Source organism: Sneathiella glossodoripedis JCM 23214, from assembly GCF_000616095.1.
Taxonomy (GTDB): domain Bacteria; phylum Pseudomonadota; class Alphaproteobacteria; order Sneathiellales; family Sneathiellaceae; genus Sneathiella; species Sneathiella glossodoripedis.
Window position 1 is genome coordinate 96,350 of the sequence record NZ_BAMS01000005.1, and the last position, 18,009, is coordinate 114,358.

Annotated in this window: 14 protein-coding genes and 3 pseudogenes; 4 read left to right on the plus strand and 13 right to left on the minus strand. The window is 47.5% G+C overall.

The genetic code is table 11. The annotated features are described in order from the left end of the window. Nucleotides 1–18: 18 nt before the first annotated feature. The 3 genes from JCM23214_RS21425 to JCM23214_RS16180 all read right to left on the minus strand — a co-directional run bounded on the left by JCM23214_RS21425 (nt 19) and on the right by JCM23214_RS16180 (nt 2,675). A complete protein-coding gene (locus tag JCM23214_RS21425) occupies nt 19–384 on the minus strand; it encodes a hypothetical protein (protein ID WP_025899847.1) in 366 nt (121 codons plus the stop codon). Between the two features lie 250 nt (nt 385–634). Next, nucleotides 635–1,510: a division plane positioning ATPase MipZ gene (locus JCM23214_RS16175; protein ID WP_025899848.1), complete on the minus strand. Its 876-nt coding sequence runs from the start codon at nt 1,508–1,510 to the stop codon at nt 635–637. A 166-nt stretch (nt 1,511–1,676) separates the two neighbouring features. Next, nucleotides 1,677–2,675: a DUF3179 domain-containing protein gene (locus JCM23214_RS16180; protein WP_025899849.1), complete on the minus strand. Its 999-nt coding sequence runs from the start codon at nt 2,673–2,675 to the stop codon at nt 1,677–1,679. A gap of 81 nt (nt 2,676–2,756) precedes the next feature. Between JCM23214_RS16180 and JCM23214_RS16185 the strand changes: the two genes are divergently transcribed. Next, nucleotides 2,757–3,854, plus strand: a complete 1,098-nt coding sequence (locus tag JCM23214_RS16185) for an NAD(P)/FAD-dependent oxidoreductase (protein WP_025899850.1) — start codon at nt 2,757–2,759, stop codon at nt 3,852–3,854. Nucleotides 3,855–4,062: 208 nt separating this feature from the next. Then, nucleotides 4,063–5,132 (plus strand): annotated as a pseudogene (locus tag JCM23214_RS21430) (Leu/Phe/Val dehydrogenase). 2 nt (nt 5,133–5,134) lie between these two features. Here JCM23214_RS21430 and JCM23214_RS21435 read toward each other — a convergent pair. Genes JCM23214_RS21435 through JCM23214_RS16210 form a run of 4 tightly spaced genes read right to left on the minus strand, consistent with a single transcriptional unit; the run spans nt 5,135 to nt 8,990 of the window. Then, nucleotides 5,135–6,016 carry a lysophospholipid acyltransferase family protein gene (locus JCM23214_RS21435; RefSeq protein ID WP_037493804.1) on the minus strand — a complete coding sequence of 294 codons (882 nt, stop codon included), beginning with the start codon at nt 6,014–6,016 and terminating at the stop codon, nt 5,135–5,137. Next, entirely contained in the window at nt 6,009–6,995 is a 987-nt protein-coding gene (gene lpxK, locus JCM23214_RS16200; RefSeq protein ID WP_025899851.1) for a tetraacyldisaccharide 4'-kinase, read from the minus strand. Before lpxK ends, JCM23214_RS21435 begins: the two co-directional genes overlap by 8 nt. Next, nucleotides 6,992–8,263, minus strand: a complete 1,272-nt coding sequence (locus tag JCM23214_RS16205) for a 3-deoxy-D-manno-octulosonic acid transferase (RefSeq protein WP_025899852.1) — start codon at nt 8,261–8,263, stop codon at nt 6,992–6,994. Before JCM23214_RS16205 ends, lpxK begins: the two co-directional genes overlap by 4 nt. Nucleotides 8,264–8,267: 4 nt before the next feature. Further along, nucleotides 8,268–8,990 (minus strand): lysophospholipid acyltransferase family protein, encoded by a 723-nt coding sequence (locus tag JCM23214_RS16210; protein WP_037493861.1) that lies wholly within the window; start codon nt 8,988–8,990, stop codon nt 8,268–8,270. A gap of 180 nt (nt 8,991–9,170) precedes the next feature. Between JCM23214_RS16210 and JCM23214_RS16215 the strand changes: the two genes are divergently transcribed. Next, nucleotides 9,171–11,237, plus strand: a complete 2,067-nt coding sequence (locus JCM23214_RS16215; RefSeq protein ID WP_025899854.1) for a molybdopterin-dependent oxidoreductase — start codon at nt 9,171–9,173, stop codon at nt 11,235–11,237. 1 nt (nt 11,238) lies between these two features. Here JCM23214_RS16215 and JCM23214_RS21440 read toward each other — a convergent pair. The 6 genes and pseudogenes from JCM23214_RS21440 to JCM23214_RS21450 form a co-directional block, all read right to left on the minus strand. Then, nucleotides 11,239–11,672 (minus strand): annotated as a pseudogene (locus JCM23214_RS21440) (DUF1489 domain-containing protein). A gap of 21 nt (nt 11,673–11,693) precedes the next feature. Next, complete coding sequence (locus tag JCM23214_RS16225) at nt 11,694–12,611, minus strand: hydroxymethylglutaryl-CoA lyase (RefSeq protein WP_025899855.1); 918 nt, start codon at nt 12,609–12,611, stop codon at nt 11,694–11,696. Further along, the gene (locus JCM23214_RS21445) at nt 12,611–14,287 is read right to left on the minus strand and encodes an acetyl/propionyl/methylcrotonyl-CoA carboxylase subunit alpha (RefSeq protein ID WP_304945164.1); all 1,677 of its coding nucleotides are present in this window, start codon (nt 14,285–14,287) and stop codon (nt 12,611–12,613) included. Before JCM23214_RS21445 ends, JCM23214_RS16225 begins: the two co-directional genes overlap by 1 nt. 32 nt (nt 14,288–14,319) lie before the next feature. Beyond that, nucleotides 14,320–14,628 carry a biotin carboxylase N-terminal domain-containing protein gene (locus JCM23214_RS26315; protein ID WP_304945165.1) on the minus strand — a complete coding sequence of 103 codons (309 nt, stop codon included), beginning with the start codon at nt 14,626–14,628 and terminating at the stop codon, nt 14,320–14,322. 17 nt (nt 14,629–14,645) lie between these two features. Further along, the gene (locus tag JCM23214_RS16235) at nt 14,646–15,440 is read right to left on the minus strand and encodes an enoyl-CoA hydratase-related protein (protein WP_025899856.1); all 795 of its coding nucleotides are present in this window, start codon (nt 15,438–15,440) and stop codon (nt 14,646–14,648) included. Nucleotides 15,441–15,449: 9 nt separating this feature from the next. Then, nucleotides 15,450–17,056: pseudogene (locus tag JCM23214_RS21450) on the minus strand (carboxyl transferase domain-containing protein). 147 nt (nt 17,057–17,203) lie between these two features. Between JCM23214_RS21450 and JCM23214_RS16245 the strand changes: the two are divergent. After that, complete coding sequence (locus tag JCM23214_RS16245) at nt 17,204–17,986, plus strand: SDR family NAD(P)-dependent oxidoreductase (RefSeq protein WP_025899857.1); 783 nt, start codon at nt 17,204–17,206, stop codon at nt 17,984–17,986. The last annotated feature ends 23 nt before the right edge of the window (nt 17,987–18,009 follow it).

Here is an 18,009-nt window from a genome sequence, read left to right on the forward strand (position 1 = left end):
CATTGAGGCAGTTTTTACTTAACTGACTTTACCCTTTTTAGGCAACGGGATACCCATCCAGGACTCACCTGATGCCATAACGCAGGTCGCTCCATTTGGCTGTGTCAGTACGATTGTCCATGTGACACCGTCCGGACTGGTAAAAACCTCGAGCACGCTCCCATTTGCAGCAAGACCTGCAGCAACTGGTGCTTCCTGAAACTTGCCATCCAAGTGTTTAATGAGTGCTCCGCGTTCAAAACAGGCATTCTGAGCGCTTGCCTCTGTCACTTGAAATGAAACCATCATCGCTGCAAATACTAGCACTGAAAGTCCAATAGAAATGACAGAGCGCATGCGGACTATATTGATAGCTTTCGTATGATGCTTAACTAATTTAAACATACGCTCCTCCTTTTACTTTGCTACTACCGGTTGGCTAAATCCAAACTGCCTTCCGGACTGCTTACACTTAATATTTATAATCAGAAAACGTTAATATAAGATATACAGGTTAATTTTTCTCGGGAAACAAGAAAAAAGGCCCCGTCTCCGGAGCCTAACAAATTGAAAAACAAACATTTTTTTGAAATGTATTTTTCGTCACATTTTGAACAAATTACATAATTTTTAAAAAATATTTGGTCGAAACAAGCTAAATTTCGTCGATTTTTTCGTCTAATCCAGGCAATTGCAGGGCTCGGATCAAGTTTCTGATTTCCTGCCGGGCAGCAACATGACTCATGGACATTTTCACACCAACACCACGTGTTTTCAAATCGAGGACTGTTAAGCCCTTCAAAAACAATTCCCGAAAAATAACCCGTTCTCCAAATCCTGGTGCAGCGCGAAATGAAATCCTTGACGCGAGCTTTGATAGTATCGTTTCGATATTCCTCTTATTATGCGCATCTGTGTGGGACAAACGATTGCGCATTACAATCCAGTCAATCTGGTGTTTGTCAATCAGTGCCCGGCGTTTGCGTTGCTCCCACACCATTTCGCTATACCAGCTTGGACGTTCAACATCGTAGGTACGTTCATCAACTTTTGCCAACAAATCAAGATCGATGAAACTGTCATTCATGGGTGTCAGCAATGTGTCCGCGAAGGAGTGCCCCAGTTTCGCAATAAAGCTATCCGCACCTGGACAATCAACCACGACAAAGTCATTCCCATAGACTTGTTCCTGTAGGGCAGCAACAAAGCGGCTTCGCTCATCACTTTGCGCTTCATCCATGTTCTTTTTATCACTTGGCTCAATGACAGTCAGGCTTGGCATTGGGAGTTTTAGCTTTTTCTTCTCGATAAAAGCTTTACGATTTTCGATATACCGCCCTAACGTCTTCTGCTTTCCGTCAAGATCGATAGCCCCGACCTTAAAGCCAAGTGTCAACAGAGAGACAATTACATGCATTCCCGTTGTTGATTTACCGGATCCACCTTTGGCATTACCAATGACGATGATATGCGCGCGGGTTGCCTGATCAGCATCATTTTGGGGGGACGTTTGTTCAGCGGTAACCGTCACTTTTCACTCCACAGCTCAGTAATCTCACTTCAAAATTCAGCACGGAATTTACTCCAGTGCCCAGACTTAAACTAGCCACATAATTCTGACAAGCCAGTTTAGCGCAACCATATATAGTAGCAAGCCCTACATTAATGTGGAGATATAGAGAAAATCGCTGAAGGATTTATTTAGTAATTATTTTTTTGTCAGGATGGAACGCATGGTAGGCAAATGCGAAATCCACCCGATAGACAACATCAATGGGTTTATTATTGACCATTTTATAGGCAATTATATTACCTATGTCCGTTCCCTCTCCAATAATTGCGGCGTCTAGCGCAGAATTCTGCCCTTTTTCCCATTCAACAATTATTCCGTCCTGCGTCTCAATCCGCTTTTCCTTGCGTATATAATCAAGCGACCAAACATGTTCACCCACAGCAACTACTCGACTTAACGGTGCAACATTCGCGGGATATTCTCCGCGATAGAGAAAGGGAACATCCAAACTATCATAACCAACATAGGGGTTCTTTCCATAGGCCCGCGCGTTCGGATTATTGGGTAGAAGGACCTCCGCTTCAGGAAAGCGCGATTTTAACCGGTTAAATGACTCAATACGCGCAGGAATCATGGTAAGAGATTCTCCGGTGAGATCCCCTACAATCGCTTCACCTGTAAATTGCTGCCACCAGCTTTCAGTTTGCCTGTCATACATCACAAGATCTGAATTACGAAGTTTACCGGTGGTTCCAAAATCCAAAACAAGATCGCTGCCCCCTTCTCTCTTTAGTCGCCTGTCAAAAACAATTGATGCGTTGCACAGAGGGCAAAAGGTCACAGAAATCGGAATGCCCGCCAGTTCATCATTAACAATTTCATGCCACATCAACACCTGAAGTGGATAAGCGCGAGCCTTGCCGGAGATTTCAACGGTGATGACTGGTTCGTTTTTTGAGATTCCTGATATTTTCCCTACTGGGGCAAAAATTGGGTTATCGATCGCGGGGATGCCATCTTTTGGGGGACCACCTGATAAAATTTCCTGAAAATTTACACTGGTTTTCGTAAAGTCGGTGTTTGGCCACTCATATTTCCAAAAGTCAGGATCAGCACCCGCCGCCTTTATAAAAAGCAGGGAACCAAAAACACAGACCGTTAATTTAGCGATCAGATTTCTCATCATGATATGAGTTTAGAGCAAACCCAGGAAAACGTCCTGAAAACCATGTTCAATCTTTTGTGAAACTGCTAACACTCAGTTATGGAAAAGGATTTTGACTCAGTAATAATTGGCGCAGGGGTAATTGGCCTGGCAATCGGGTATTCGCTTGCCAAACGCGGGCACAATGTTCTGATTTTGGAGCGGAATGCCACTTTTGGTGAAGAAACTTCCTCGCGCAATTCTGAAGTTATTCATGCGGGGATTTATTATGCAGAAAACAGTCTGAAAGCGCGCCTGTGCGTGGAAGGAAAGAAGCTGCTTTATGCCTACTGCAGGACCCATAAAATACCTCACCAAAATTGTGGAAAATTGATTGTCGCAACCACTGAGCAGGAACTGGCTGTATTAAAGTCAATCCGAAACAAGGCCAATAAAAATGGTGTACATGACCTTGCAGATCTAACCGTACAGGATATCAAAAGGCTGGAGCCTCAGTTAAGCGCGACAGGCGGCCTTCTATCGCCATCAACGGGAATAATCGACACTCATCAGTATATGCTTTCACTGGTTGGAAATATCCAGAGTTTGGGAGGGCATATCGCTTATCAGTCACCCTTTGAGGCAGCGACTGTCAGAGAGGATGGCTTTGTGATCACATGTGGAGACACAGAAATCACCTGCACCTATCTGGTGAACTCCGGAGGACTTCAAAGCCAACTCGTCTCGTCAAATATAAAAGGCTTGGCCAAAAGTACCATCCCCCAGCGTCACCTGACCAAAGGCAGCTACTTTACCATGTCAAAGCCCAGCCCTTTTAAACATTTGATTTATCCGGTCCCAAACACAGCAAGCCTCGGAGTACATGTGACCCTTGATCTGGCTGGGCAGGTTCGTTTTGGACCTGATCAGGAATGGGTTCAGGCCATAGACTACTCGGTTGATCCAGCGAGAGCAGAGAGTTTTTATGAAGCCATTCGAAAATATTATCCGGCCTTACCCGATAATTGCCTGCAAAGCGCTTATTCAGGCATCAGGCCAAAAATACAGGGCCCTAATGACCCGATGATGGATTTCTGTATCCAAGGCCCGAAAGAGCATGGCATTGACGGATTAATGTGCCTGTATGGTATGGAAAGCCCCGGCCTGACTTCCAGCCTTGCCATTGGTGAATATGTTGCAAATGGCCTTAATGCATGAATCTATTTTTAAGTTCACTCTCTTTTTATAAGAACACAAACGATACAGCACATCGATAATATTTCATTTTTTTCTTATTTTAATTCCTCATATTTCGCAGAAAAGCGCCTTTTCGCAAGCTTAATGCGAATTTGAAAAGTTCTCATCCTGCCTATTGATTTTTCCTTCAAAAGCGAAAAATCCTTACCAGATCGGGAGGATATTTTTTATGACTATTTTTAATTCCAACGAATTTTATGACCATGAAAGCGTCCTATTTTTCAAGGACAGAACAACCGGTCTAAAGGCAATTATTGCTATTCATGATACCACACTCGGGCCAGCGCTTGGTGGCACACGAATGTGGAATTACGCCAGTGAAGAGGAGGCAATAACAGACGTACTGCGCTTATCAAAGGGCATGACGTATAAATCCTCACTTGCGGGTTTAAATCTGGGCGGTGGGAAGTCGGTTATCATAGGTGACCCACAGCAGGATGGGACCGAAGCCTTGTTCAGGGCGTTCGGAAAAGCGGTACACCGTCTTAACGGAAATTATATTGCTGCCGAAGACGTAGGAACAACAGTTCAACGTATGGAATGGGCTCGTAAATCCACGCCGTATATTTCCGGGATTTCCGAGGGTGGTGCTGGCGATCCATCCCCGGCCACATCCTTTGGCGTCTTCAATGGCATTACGGCTGCTGTAAAATACAAGCTCAAAACGGACAGCTTGCGTGGATTGACCATCGCGGTTCAGGGGCTTGGAAATGTAGGGATGGGACTGTGCGGATATCTCCATGAGGCAGGCGCAAAACTTATTGTCACTGACATTAACAGGCAATCAGTTCAAAAAGCACAGGAGCTTTTTGGAGCCACCGCGGTTGAACCTGAACATATTCTGGATCAGGACGCCGACATCTTTGCCCCCTGTGCATTGGGGGCCGTCCTGAACGACGCTTCAATTCCCAGGCTCAAAGTGCAGATAGTTGCCGGTGCCGCAAATAACCAACTCGAAAAGCCACGACATGGAAAAGCGCTACGTGATCTGAACATTCTCTACGCACCGGATTACGCAATTAACGCCGGTGGCATCATATTAATCAGCAATGAGGCCCAAACTTCAATCGCGAAAAAGCGATGAATCAAGTTGCCAAAATCCATGAAACCGCTTTGGATATATTCAAACGGTCGGATAAAGAAAACCGCCCAACACATGAAATCGCCGACCAAATGGCCCTTGAAAGGGTTGAGGCGGCGAGGGCAAAAAGGATTAATGTCGATAGACTGACCGGTTAGTTTTACCAGCGATTGTGAACCCAGAACCAGTGGTCCGGTCGCTCTCTAATCCAGTCTTCGTATATCTCATTAATGGTGGTCAGGAAACTGACCACATTTTTTTGAGTATCCCCATCGGTAGGCGCATAGATCGCCGGATATACTGTCACTTGCATTTGTCCGCCTTCCGTTCTTTCGGCGCGGATAGGATAGACCGGAAGTTTCAGCTTGCACGCGAAATCAGCGATCGCTGTTGCTGTCATTGCATCTCGACCAAAAAACGGGATTGGCACCCCACTATTTTGCTTTTGATCATTTAGCAGCGCGATGGGCCTGTTTTCCTTAATCGCTTTGATTAATGAGCGTGCCCCTGACTTTCCCTTAGGAACGAATTCATAACCAACACCTTTTCTCTCTTGCTGGAAGTAATTCTCAACCAAAGGATTGTTCGCCGCACGATACACGATATTTACGTCAACATTGCAATATTTTCCGGCAAGAGCTGTCGCTTCCCACGGACCGTAATGCGCGGTTACAAATATGGCAGACTGGCCACTTGCAACAAATTCATCCAGGTACTCCTGCCCAACAAGCCTGACGTCATCCTCGCTAAATTTCAAATCCCGGACAAACGGAATTTCTGCAGCATTGCGCCCCAGATTATCCCACATCTTCTTTAGAACACGGTCGCGCTCTTCAAGGTCAAGCTCAGGCAATGCGGCGCTAATATTTTCAACAGCAGTTTTATGTGCCGTCAAAAGCGGTCCAATTTTGCGACCAAGCCACCCCCCAAGATTTGACGCACGTTTTCGGCCAAGCACTCTGAAAATAAAGAAAAAAGTACGAGCAAGCGCATATTCCAACGAATATCTGATGCGGCGCGACACCGGAATTTTCTTATGCATGCTCTGGACTACCTAACGAACTCAAAACCAGATTTTTCAGTGCCTGCGGTTGTTCAAATATCAAATCAATATCAAACACTGTTGTCATTAATCTGGCTTCAGCGGGCAAACGAACATAATCTTTACGCGTTGTCACCAACGCAGCATTATGCAAAGTGGCGCGTTCCACCAGTTTCATGATGTCACCCTGTTTATATCGATAGTGATCAGCAAATTCCACCTTTTCAACAACTTCCGCCCCCGCTTTCGCAAGGCTGTTGAAAAACTTCTCAGGTCGACCGATACCTGCAAACGCAACAACACGCTCACCCACCAGCTCACGCTGCAACGCATGGGGCACAATGTTTGCCTTAAACAGCGGTTTTCCATGGGTATCGAGATTCTGAACAGCACCTCCGGAACCTATTGTTACAACTGCGTCTGACCGCTGTAAGGCTTCATCGAAAGGCTCTCTAAGTGGGCCTGCTGGCAACAAGCGGCCGTTCCCGAGACCGAATTCACCATCAAGAACCAAAATGGATATTGTTTTCACCAATGAACGGTTCTGAAAACCGTCATCCATGACGATTACGTCTGCGCCCGCCTCAACAGCAGCCTTAGCTCCCAAAACTCGATTTTTACTAACCCAAGTTGGTGCCACAGATGCGAGCAATAAAGGTTCATCACCAACTTTTTCGGATGTATGTACATCCAGCACAACCCGCTCTGGCCCCTTAATTTCCCCGCCATAACCTCGTGACAGAAAATGAACCCGCAGACCTTCCTTGATCAACAGCTTTGCGACGCTAACAGCGACTGGTGTCTTTCCTGCACCACCTGCAACCACATTGCCGATGCAGATTAAAGGTATGGGAATTGCCAAAGGTGTCTGCCTGCTGCGGTTTAATTGATCAAAAATTCTGTAAAGCACGCTAATTGGAGCCAATAACTTTGGCATCAGTGAACCAGACTGTGAATTCCAGAATTTGGGTGCCTTCACTTGCCATTTCCCGCAATTGCTTTTTCCACCTGATTTGAAAGGTGTCCCAGCAGCGCCTCACCCGACTTTACAACTTCACGTGCATTGTGCGCAAGCTTGCCTCTAACACGCAACTCACTAAATAGCGAAGAAGCCGCAGTGACAAGCTCCGTGCCATTAGAAACCTGCAATGCAGCCTGATTGTCAAGCAAATCCATTGCTATATCTTCAAAATTGGACATGTCAGCCCCAAACAGGATTGCACAATCAAGACGAGCGGCTTCCAATGGGTTTTGCCCCCCTTTTTCTACAAGAGATCCCCCGATAAACACAATATCTACCAGCCTGTAAAAAAGTCCAAGCTCACCGATCGTATCTGCCAGATACACATCTGTCGTCTCTTGAATATCTTCACGGACTGACCGCTGAGCCACGTTAAAACCGGCTTCCTCCAACTTCTTGCGAATTTCTGGCGCGCGCTCAGGATGCCGCGGAACAATTATGGTAAGAAGCGATTTGAAATTTTCTTTTAAAGCCAGATGCACTCCAGCGATAACTGCTTCCTCCCCTTTATGGGTGCTTGCTGCAAGCCAGCATTTCCGTTCCTTGGTCGCATTACGAAGAACTCTGAATGTATCTTTTTGATACGGCAATGGCGGCGAACAAAATTTAAGATTACCCAGCGTTTCAACATTTTTGGCACCAAAATATTCCAACCTGTCAGCCGTAATCTGATTTTGCGCGTGAATATAGTCAAAGCACTTAATCAGCTTCTTGATCATGCTGCCCGTTTTTCGCCACATATTGAACGATTTGGATGTCATCCGAGCATTGACGAGCAGCATCGGAATTTGCCGGCGTTTGGTTTGCGTTATCAAGTTGGGCCAAATCTCAGATTCCAGCCAAATAGCAGCCTGTGGTTGCCAATAGTCCAAAAACCGCCGAACAGCTTCTTTAGTGTCAATGGGGATATATTGATGGAATGCACCGGCAGGTAATCGCTCTTCCATGAGACGCGCTGAGGTTACAGAACCCGTCGTCAGCATAATTGTCCGATTACTATTTCGAGCCAACAAATTTTGAATAAGCGGAAGCGTTGACATCGACTCGCCGACAGAAGCTGCGTGAATCCAGAGTAGCTCACCTGCCGGCCGTTGTCGGCCCGGATCACCAAAGCGTTCCTCATATCGATTTTCATCTTCCTTGCCCTCAGCAAGCCTTTTCTTGATATGCGCTTTAATTAGAGGCGTTGAGAGTGACAAAAACCAGTTATAAACAGTCAAATACATAAAATCACGTCACTCTCTGGTTTTTTTTCACGACCTCTTCCGCTGGGGCGGGCTCAACAGGTTGTTGACAGCATAATTGATCGCTTGATTGCGTGACCTGAGTCAATTGTTCTTCTATCACTCGTTTCATTCTCTCATGGGCCCCATTTTCGTCTTTACGCGGTACATATATGGGATCTCCCCATACCATGACCCCTTTCGCAAAAGGCTTAGCAAGCGCAAAACGATCCCAACTTTTCAAATACTTCATGCGCGTTGTCGCAAAGCTAACCGGGAAAATGGGGAGGCCGGTCATCGCAGCAATTGCAACAATCCCTTTTTGTGCTCGCATTCTGGGTCCGCGCGGCCCGTCCGGCGTAATGATTGCGACTTCGTTCCGTTTGGTCACCTTCAGCAACTCCTTAAACGCTGCCGCTCCTCCTTGAGAGCTCGAACCCCTTACACTATCGACTCCTAATGGCTTCACAGTCCTCGCAATTAATTCCCCATCACCATGCTGGGAAATCATTACGCTGAATTTCCCATGTGAGGGCAACAAGGGCGCCATCATCAACAAACGACCATGCCAAAACGCAATGATGAAGGGCTTTCCATCCTTCACCATTTGCATCGGCACTTCGTCATTTATCCGTCTCCAGCGCGTAGTTTTGTATACAAACCAAATATAGGCCGTCGCCAAAGCGCTTATACAAGTAACTGCCAGATCGCTTTTCAAGAGTTTCTTCAAGACCGAATTGAACCCTACCAAATCAAAATTCTTCTGAAGCGTATATCGCGTCAGGATTGTTATTGCCAGCCATTATACGGAAATGTCGCCGCATCCCACATTGTTATATTGCCGCCAGATGGATAAATTACTAATCTTGAAACCCAAATAAAAATATTTGTCCCACAACTGAGCTCTTATATGTCTGCTGCATCTAAACCGGAAATTTTTTCGTCTGCCTGTCCTCACGATTGCCCATCCACTTGCTCGCTAGAAGTTGAAAAACTGGGCCCTCAAAAAATTGGTCGCGTCAGAGGAGCTGAAGACAATAGTTACACAGCGGGGGTCATCTGTGCAAAGGTTGCGCGCTATGCTGAGAGGACACATCACCCTGATCGGCTGATGCATCCTCTCAAACGGGTTGGTGCAAAAGGAGAGGGCAAATGGGAGCGTATAAGTTGGGAAGAAGCCCTCGATACCGTTGCCAATAAATTTCTCGAACAAGAGAAAAAATTGGGACCCGAAACCGTATGGCCATACTACTATGCGGGCACCATGGGACTTGTGCACCGTGACGGCATCAATCGCTTGCGTCATGTAAAAAAGTACGCCGGCCAGGAATCTACAATTTGCATCAATCTTGCCAGAGCGGGGTGGAAAGCCGGCGTTGGCGTTTATCGCGGAGCAGATCCAAGAGAGATGGCAAAGTCAGATCTTGTTGTAATTTGGGGCACTAACGCGGTTCATACTCAGATCAATGTCATGACACATGCCACACGCGCCCGAAAGGAACGAGGCGCCAAAATAGTGGTAATTGATCCTTATCGCAATGCAACCGCCATAGCAGCCGACCATCACCTGATGCTTAAACCCGGTACAGACGGTGCATTGGCACTCGGTATCATGCATATATTATTCAGAGATGGCATGGCTGATCGGGAGTATTTGGAAAAATACACACGGGATTTTCTCGAATTTGAAGAACATTTGCAAACAAAGACCCCACAATGGGCATCTGATATTACTGGACTCACAGTCGCCGAAATTACAGAGGTCGCCCATTTAATTGGCAAAACACCGAAGACGTTCCTACGGCTTGGATATGGGTTTACACGTAGTCGCAATGGTGCAGTTAACATGCATGCTGCTACATGTATTGCTGCCGTTACCGGCAGCTGGAAACACGAAGGCGGCGGAGCTTTTCATACAAATGGCGCAATTTTCCATTGGGATATGTCCCTGATTGAGGGGCATGATGCCCTTGATCCAAAAGTTCGTATGCTCGATCAATCCCGCATCGGTCCGGTTTTAACTGGGGATCCGCAGGACCTTAAAGATGGACCGCCGATAACAGCAATGCTCATCCAAAACACCAATCCAATGGATGTTGCCCCTGAACTTGCAAAAGTTCACGCTGGCTTCGCGCGCGAAGACCTTTTTGTATGTGTGCATGAGCAGTTCATGACAGAAACTGCAAAAATGGCCGATATCGTACTCCCCGCAACAACCTTTGTGGAGCATGATGACATCTATCAGGGAGGCGGTCAGAACCACATTACGCTTGGGCGGAAAGTCATTGAACCTTTAGGTGAATGCCGTTCAAACCACTGGGTCATATGCGAACTGGCAAAACGACTGGGTGCAGAGCATGAAGGATTTCAGCTTACAGAAATTGAGCTAATTGAAAAATTGCTAAAATCATCCGGCTGGCCCGATGTGGAAACCTTTATGCAATCCAAATGGGTAGACGCACAAGTTCCCTTTGAAGAAGCGCATTTTCTCAATGGTTTCGGCCATGAGGATGGTAAATTTCACTTCGCCGCTGACTGGTCAGAGGTAGGACGCAATTTCAGCGGTATGCCGGCCCTCCCCGACCATTGGGACGTTATTCAGAAACCTGATGAGCAGCACCCCTATCGTCTGGTGACTGCGCCGGCGAGAAATTTTCTCAACACCTCGTTTACGGCAACTCCATCTTCGCTTAAACGTGAAAAACGGCCGACTGTTCTCCTCCACCCAGAGGATGCCAAGAATATCGGGGTAAATCAGGATGATGTAGTCCGTATGGGCAACGCGCAAGGCTCACTGCTTATCCATGTTGATATTTTTGATGGATTACAGCCAGGAACGGTTGTCGTAGAAGGAATTTGGCCGAACAAACACTTCATCGAAAAAATTGGTATTAACCTACTTGTAGGTGCGGACGCTGCAAAGCCAAATGGCGGAGCCGCTTTTCACGACACGGCAGTATGGATCAAGCCTAATTGACCTAAAGAAGGCCAAGCTCTCTTAATTCCGCCGCCATTTCTGGGGAAAGCTCACCTTCGCTTTCCTCATCATCATTGGCTTCTTCGACAATATCGCGAAGATCTCGCGGCGCATCAGCGGCTTCAAGGTATCGCCAGCCTGATGCGGCCCTCGTTTGACCAGTTCGGTTTCAACAAGCTCTGAGTCAAGTACAAGTCCGCATTTTTCGCCTTCGTGATCAATCAACCGCTCAAGCTCAACGACACGTTGTCGAACCGCAATATGCCCTTTGATTATCCAGTAGAGCGATCCACCATCTAGTAACTCTGCTTCCCTTTGCGGGCGTTGCTTGGTTACATGGCAGATCGGTCCGGCAATCAACCTCCTGGCTTGCGAACTCCTAAGCTGTTCGATTGATGAAATGCCCACACAGACTTTAACCAGATGTACCGTCATGTATCCTGTTTCTTTTTGTTGCTAGGTGTCTCGGCCCAACTTGCTTTTGAGCGCATTGGCAACCCGGGATACCGGGGGTCTGCCGAGGTGATCTGAAATAAACCAAGCTGTTTTTACCAGTTTCTTCAAATCGAGGCCACTATCAATTCCCATACCGTTCAACATATATACTACATCTTCTGTCGCCACATTCCCGGTGGCACCGGGTGCATAAGGGCATCCTCCCAACCCCGCAACAGAACTGTCAATTTTTGTTATCCCAAGTTGCAAGGCTATCAGTATATTGGACAACGCCTGGCCGTAGGTATCATGAAAATGCACTCCTATGGCCTCAAGCGGAATTTTATTTGCAACGGCCTCCAGAACCTGCTTGGTTTTTAACGGAGTTCCAACACCAATTGTATCGGCAATTGAAATTTCATAAGACCCCATCTGATACAATTTATCGGCAACGTCTGCGACAGCGGCAGGCGTAATCTCTTCACCAAATGGACTGCCGAGCGAGCAGGAAACACTTGCCTTGAAATTGATGCCATCCTTTTTCGCACGCTCTACCACCGGCGCGAAGCGCTCCAGACTTTCGGCAATGGAACAGTTAATGTTACGCTTATTGAACTCTTCAGACGCGGCAGTAAAAATCAGTATTTCGTCTGCATTGTGCTCAAACGCTTTTTCGTACCCTTTCAAATTTGGGGTCAGTACACTGTAGGATACGTTTTCCTCTCTGGAAATTTGCCCCATCACTTCTGCGGTATCAGCCATTTGCGGAACCCATTTTGGGGATACAAAGCTGCCAGCCTCGATTGCCTTTACCCCGGCATCGACCAAACGCTCTATCAGTTCGACTTTCACATTTGTGGGAATTTGGGTCTTTTCATTTTGCAGCCCATCTCGGGCTCCCACTTCAAAAACCCTCACGGACGACGGATAATCAGTCATTAAGCATCCTCCGCTTCGATCTGAATAAGAAGCGTTCCCTCATCCACCTGATCGCCGGTTTCAAAATAAATATCGCCCACCACTCCATCGCTACCAGCTGACAGAGTATGTTCCATCTTCATTGCTTCCATTACCATCAATGCATCTCCTCTTTGGACAACATCTCCGGATGCAACATTGATCTGGATAATTTTACCGGGCATTGGTGCCGTAATCGCACCCGCCCCGCCTTCATCTGCCAGGTTATCGAAATCGTGCTCAATTCGCCTGATTTCAAACTGCTGTCCCTCATCAATAATGATCATCCGATCCTTATTGATAACGACCGCAGCCTTGATAATGTGACCATCAAGATTGGCCCTCATTGACCCATCTGCAAGAATATCTGCCGAAGCACTTATCGTTTTTTCCGAAAGCCGGATATCACAGCCTGTTTCTGTCTGTGTGACCATTACGGTAATTTCACCGTCGCCATACTCAAACGAATAATCAACATGAGCGACATCATTCAAACGCCAGCCATCCGCCAAATTCCAAGGTGAGTATGGATCGGAACTATGGGCTGCTACCGCAGCGTCTTCTGCCTGCTTCTGTAACGTCAGATATAATGCGGCAAGGGCATAGTGACGGTCTTTGACCTTCGCACCTTGAGGGACCAGATCATCCCTGAAACGTTCAATGAAAGCGGTATCCAAATCTTTTTGAGCAAATGCAGGATGGGACGCAATATTTTTGAGAAATTCAAGATTTGTAACCAATCCCGCAACTTCATATCGCGCCAAGGCAGCTTGCATTTTTCGAAGCGCTGCGTCGCGGTCCTGCCCCCACACAATAAGCTTTGCAATCATGGGATCGTAAAATGGTGTGACACTATCCCCTTCGAGTACACCTGTATCCACCCTCACCCCATCTTCAGCCTGTGGCGGGCGTAACCTCAAAAGCGGCCCTGTCGCTGGCAGAAAATCATTTTGCGGGTCTTCGGCATATAAACGCGCTTCAAGCGCGTGACCGTGAATGCTCAAGTCTTCCTGAGCTAGTGGAAGCACTCCGCCGTCCGCTACAATCAACTGCCAATGAACAAGATCTTGCCCCGTAATCAGCTCCGTTACAGGATGTTCCACCTGCAAACGGGTATTCATTTCCATAAAATAAAAGCCGTCTTCCTTTAAACCGTCAGACACGTCGGCAATAAATTCAACCGTTCCTGCCCCTTCGTAAGCTATTGCTTTCGCTGCTGCGACTGCAGCCTCGCCCATCACAGCCCGCATCTTCTCAGGCATATCTGGCGCAGGAGCTTCTTCTATGACTTTCTGGTGACGGCGTTGCAAAGAACAATCACGTTCAAACAAGTGAACAACATTTCCATGCTTGTCCGCAAATACCTGAACTTCAATATGACGCGGTTTCGTCAAATACTTCTCGATCAATACACGCTCATCACCAAACGCATTTGACGCCTCCCGCATCGCTCCTTCCAACGCTGCAGGAAACTCTTTCGCACTGTTGACGCGGCGCATGCCTTTACCGCCGCCACCTGCAACAGCCTTGATCAGAACCGGATAGCCGATACGTTCAGCCTCACTTGCAAGTAACTTTGGATCCTGATCTTCCCCGTGATAGCCGGGTACAACTGGCACGCCAGCTTTCTCCATCATCGCCTTGGCAGCATCTTTCAAGCCCATCGCCCGAATGGCAGACGCTGGCGGACCTATAAATGCAACACCATTTTTCTCGCATTTTTCGGCAAAAGAGGCGTTTTCAGATAAAAACCCGTATCCGGATGAATAGCCTGAGCTCCCGTATCTTTCGCAATCTGAAGAATTTTATCCGCTTTCAAATAACTCTCGGTGACTTCTGCAGGACCCAGCAACACGGCTTCATCAGCCATCTTTACATGCCTTGCATTGGCATCGGCTTCTGAGTAGACGGCAACCGTTTTCACACCAAGCTTGCGCGCTGTGTCAATAACCCTGCAGGCGATTTCGCCCCGGTTCGCTATAAGTATTTTATCAAACACGTTAATTCACCCAGCTATCAATTGTTGTTCCATGAAGCTTTACGTTTTTCCAGAAAGGCGGAGATACCTTCCTTCGCCTCATCTGTTTTACGGCGTGCAGCAATTCGATCGGCTGTTTCATTAATCAAGGCCTGATCAATGGGGCGGTTGGCGACCGTATAAATCAGATTTTTTGAATCTGCCATCGCATCCGGTGCGTTAGCCATCACCTGCTTGAGTATACGATCTCGCGCTTGTGCCAAATCATGAACATCTTCAACCAGCTCATGAAGCAAACCATGATGAAACGCCGCTTCGGCATCAAAGACCTCAGCCGTCAGAAAATACCGACGTGCCGCACGAACACCGATTGCTTCGACAACATAGGGTGAAATAACAGCGGGCAGCAATCCAAGCTTAACTTCAGAGAGACAGAATTTGGCTGCACGTACACCTATGGCAATATCACAGGCCGCAACCAGCCCAAGTCCGCCGCCATAAGCAGCTCCCTGCACAAGCGCTATCGTAGGCTTTGGAATATCCTGCAAATTCTTGAGCATACGTCCCAACGCCAACGCATCTTCGCGATTATCTTCTTCTGTAAATCCGGCTGCGCGCTTCATCCAGTTCAAGTCTGCACCAGCGCAATAACTTTTTCCGGCAGCAGCGACAACGACAGCGCGAACACCCTCCTGATGGGCAAGATCGGCAAACATGTCCCCAAGTCGCTCGATTAATTCCTCATCGAATGCGTTGTGAACTTCAGGACGGTTCAGCGTAACGGTTGCAATCCCGTCTGTTGAAAAATGGAGTACAGCAGATTCTTCACTCATAATCAGTCCTTACATTCTAAAGAGGCCAAACTTCGTTGGCTCAATTGGGGCATTTAGTGACGCGGAAATAGCTAGGCCTAAAACCTTGCGACTTTGGGCTGGATCCAGAATGCCATCATCCCACAATCGCGCGCTTGAGAAATAAGGATGGCCTTCCTTTTCATATTGTGCTTCGACGGGAGCTTTGAATGCCGCTTCTTCCTCCGCGCTCCATGTTTCACCGCGTGCTTCCATGCCATCGCGTTTTACAGTCGCCAGAACGGCAGCGGCCTGCGGGCCACCCATCACAGATATCCGTGAATTTGGCCACATCCATAACATCCTCGGGCTATAGGCTCTACCGCACATTCCATAGTTACCAGCTCCGAAGGAACCACCGAAAATCATCGTGAATTTTGGCACCTTGGCTGTCGCAACCGCTGTTACCAACTTGGCACCATCTTTCGCAATACCACCACTCTCATATTTCTGACCAACCATAAACCCGGTAATATTCTGCAAAAACACAAGCGGTATATTTCGTTGGCAGCACAGTTCAATGAAGTGAGCGCCTTAACTGAACTCTCCGAAAACAAGATACCGTTATTTGCAACGATACCGACAGGATATCCATGGATATGTGCGAAACCTGTCACCAACGATGTTCCGTAAAGTTTCTTAAATTCATCAAACTCCGAACCATCAACAATTCGGGCAATGACTTCGCGTACATCAAATGGCTGTCTGGTATCCTGCGGAATTAGGCCGTACAGCTCCTTCGGATCATAAAGTGGAGCTACCGGCTTTTTAATGTCCAGTGGCATCGATTTAGGGCGATTCAGATTAGCAACTATATCCCTCGCAATCTGCAAAGCATGCAAATCATTTTCCGCATAGTGATCCGTAACACCAGAGGTGCGGGAATGCACATCTGCACCTCCCAAATCCTCTGCAGATACGACCTCTCCTGTAGCTGCTTTCACAAGAGGTGGGCCTGCCAGAAATATAGTGCCCTGGTTGCGAACAATCACACTCTCATCAGACATGGCAGGTACATATGCTCCGCCAGCCGTGCATGAGCCCATTACAACTGCAATTTGCGGAATGCCCTTTGCGGACATATTCGCCTGATTATAGAAAATGCGGCCGAAATGATCCCTGTCAGGAAACACGTCCTGCTGATTGGGCAGGTTCGCGCCTCCGCTATCAACAAGATATATACAAGGCAGGTTATTTTGTTCCGCAACTTCCTGAGCCCGCAAATGCTTCTTGACCGTCATAGGGTAATAAGTTCCCCCTTTTACAGTCGCGTCATTGCAAACAATCACACATTCGCGTCCTGAAACACGGCCAATACCTGTTATAATACCTGCGGAATTAATATCACCGCCATACATGTCCCAAGCGGCCATCTGATTTAGCTCAAGAAATGGCGCACCCGGATCCAGTAATTTGCGAACCCGTTCACGCGGAAGCAGCTTTCCTCGGGAAAGATGTTTTTCTCTGGCTCTTTCTCCGCCGCCCATTTTTACGCGGGAGACTTTTTCCTTTAAATCGTCAACCAAAGACTGCATATGGGCGGCATTCGCCTTATACTCATCGCTTCGGGTGTTAAGATTGCTTTTTAAAACAGGCATTTACGCAAAATTCCTTTTGGCAAAATTTAAGCTCACCCTCTGACAGATTGCAGAGTTGGCAGAGCTGAAGTTGATCATTCGCTTGGCGCATTCAACGCTATGTGCTAGGGCTGAACGCACACAAAAAAGAAAACAAGGGAGCCAAGAATGGCCTATAAAGCATTTGATTTGACCGGCAAGGTCGCACTCATCACAGGTGGCAACGGAGGGATCGGACTGGGAATGGGTAAGGCCATTGCTGAAGCCGGTGGAGATGTCTGCATTTGGGGAACAAATGCCGATAAAAATGCCGCTGCGGTTGAGGAACTTAAAAAATCCGGAACCAAGGTGAGCAGTCTGATTTGCGATGTCAGCAATCAACAACAGGTTCAAGACTGCTTTGGTGAAACTCTCAAGCAATTTGGCCGTGTTGACGGCTGTTTTGCGAATGCTGGTATATCGTCCAAAGGCACCAAATTTACTGACATCGAAGATGCTGAATGGCAGAAAATTATGGGCATTAACATGGACGGAGCGTTTTATACCATGCAGGAAGCTGCCAGGCATATGGTCGAGCGCGCTGAAAATGGCGACCCGGGTGGACGCCTTGTAGGCACTGCCAGTCTGGCTGCGGTTTCCGGAGCGGCCCGCAACGAACACTATGCTGCGACCAAAGGTGGGTTGATCTCCATGATCCGGGCGCTGTCGGTTGAGCTGGCAGGCAAAGGCATCACGGCTAATGCCATCCTTCCCGGCTGGATAGAAACCGCGATGACCGAAGCCTCTTTCAACTGGGAAAAATTTGCGAGCAACGTGAAACCACGTATTCCGGCTCGCCGCTGGGGCAATCCGGAAGACTTCGGAGGTATTGCTGTCTATATCATGTCTGACGCCAGCTCTTACCATACGGGTGACACTTTCCTCATTGATGGTGGATATTTCCTATTTTAAACCACGAAACATGGCCCCGTGTT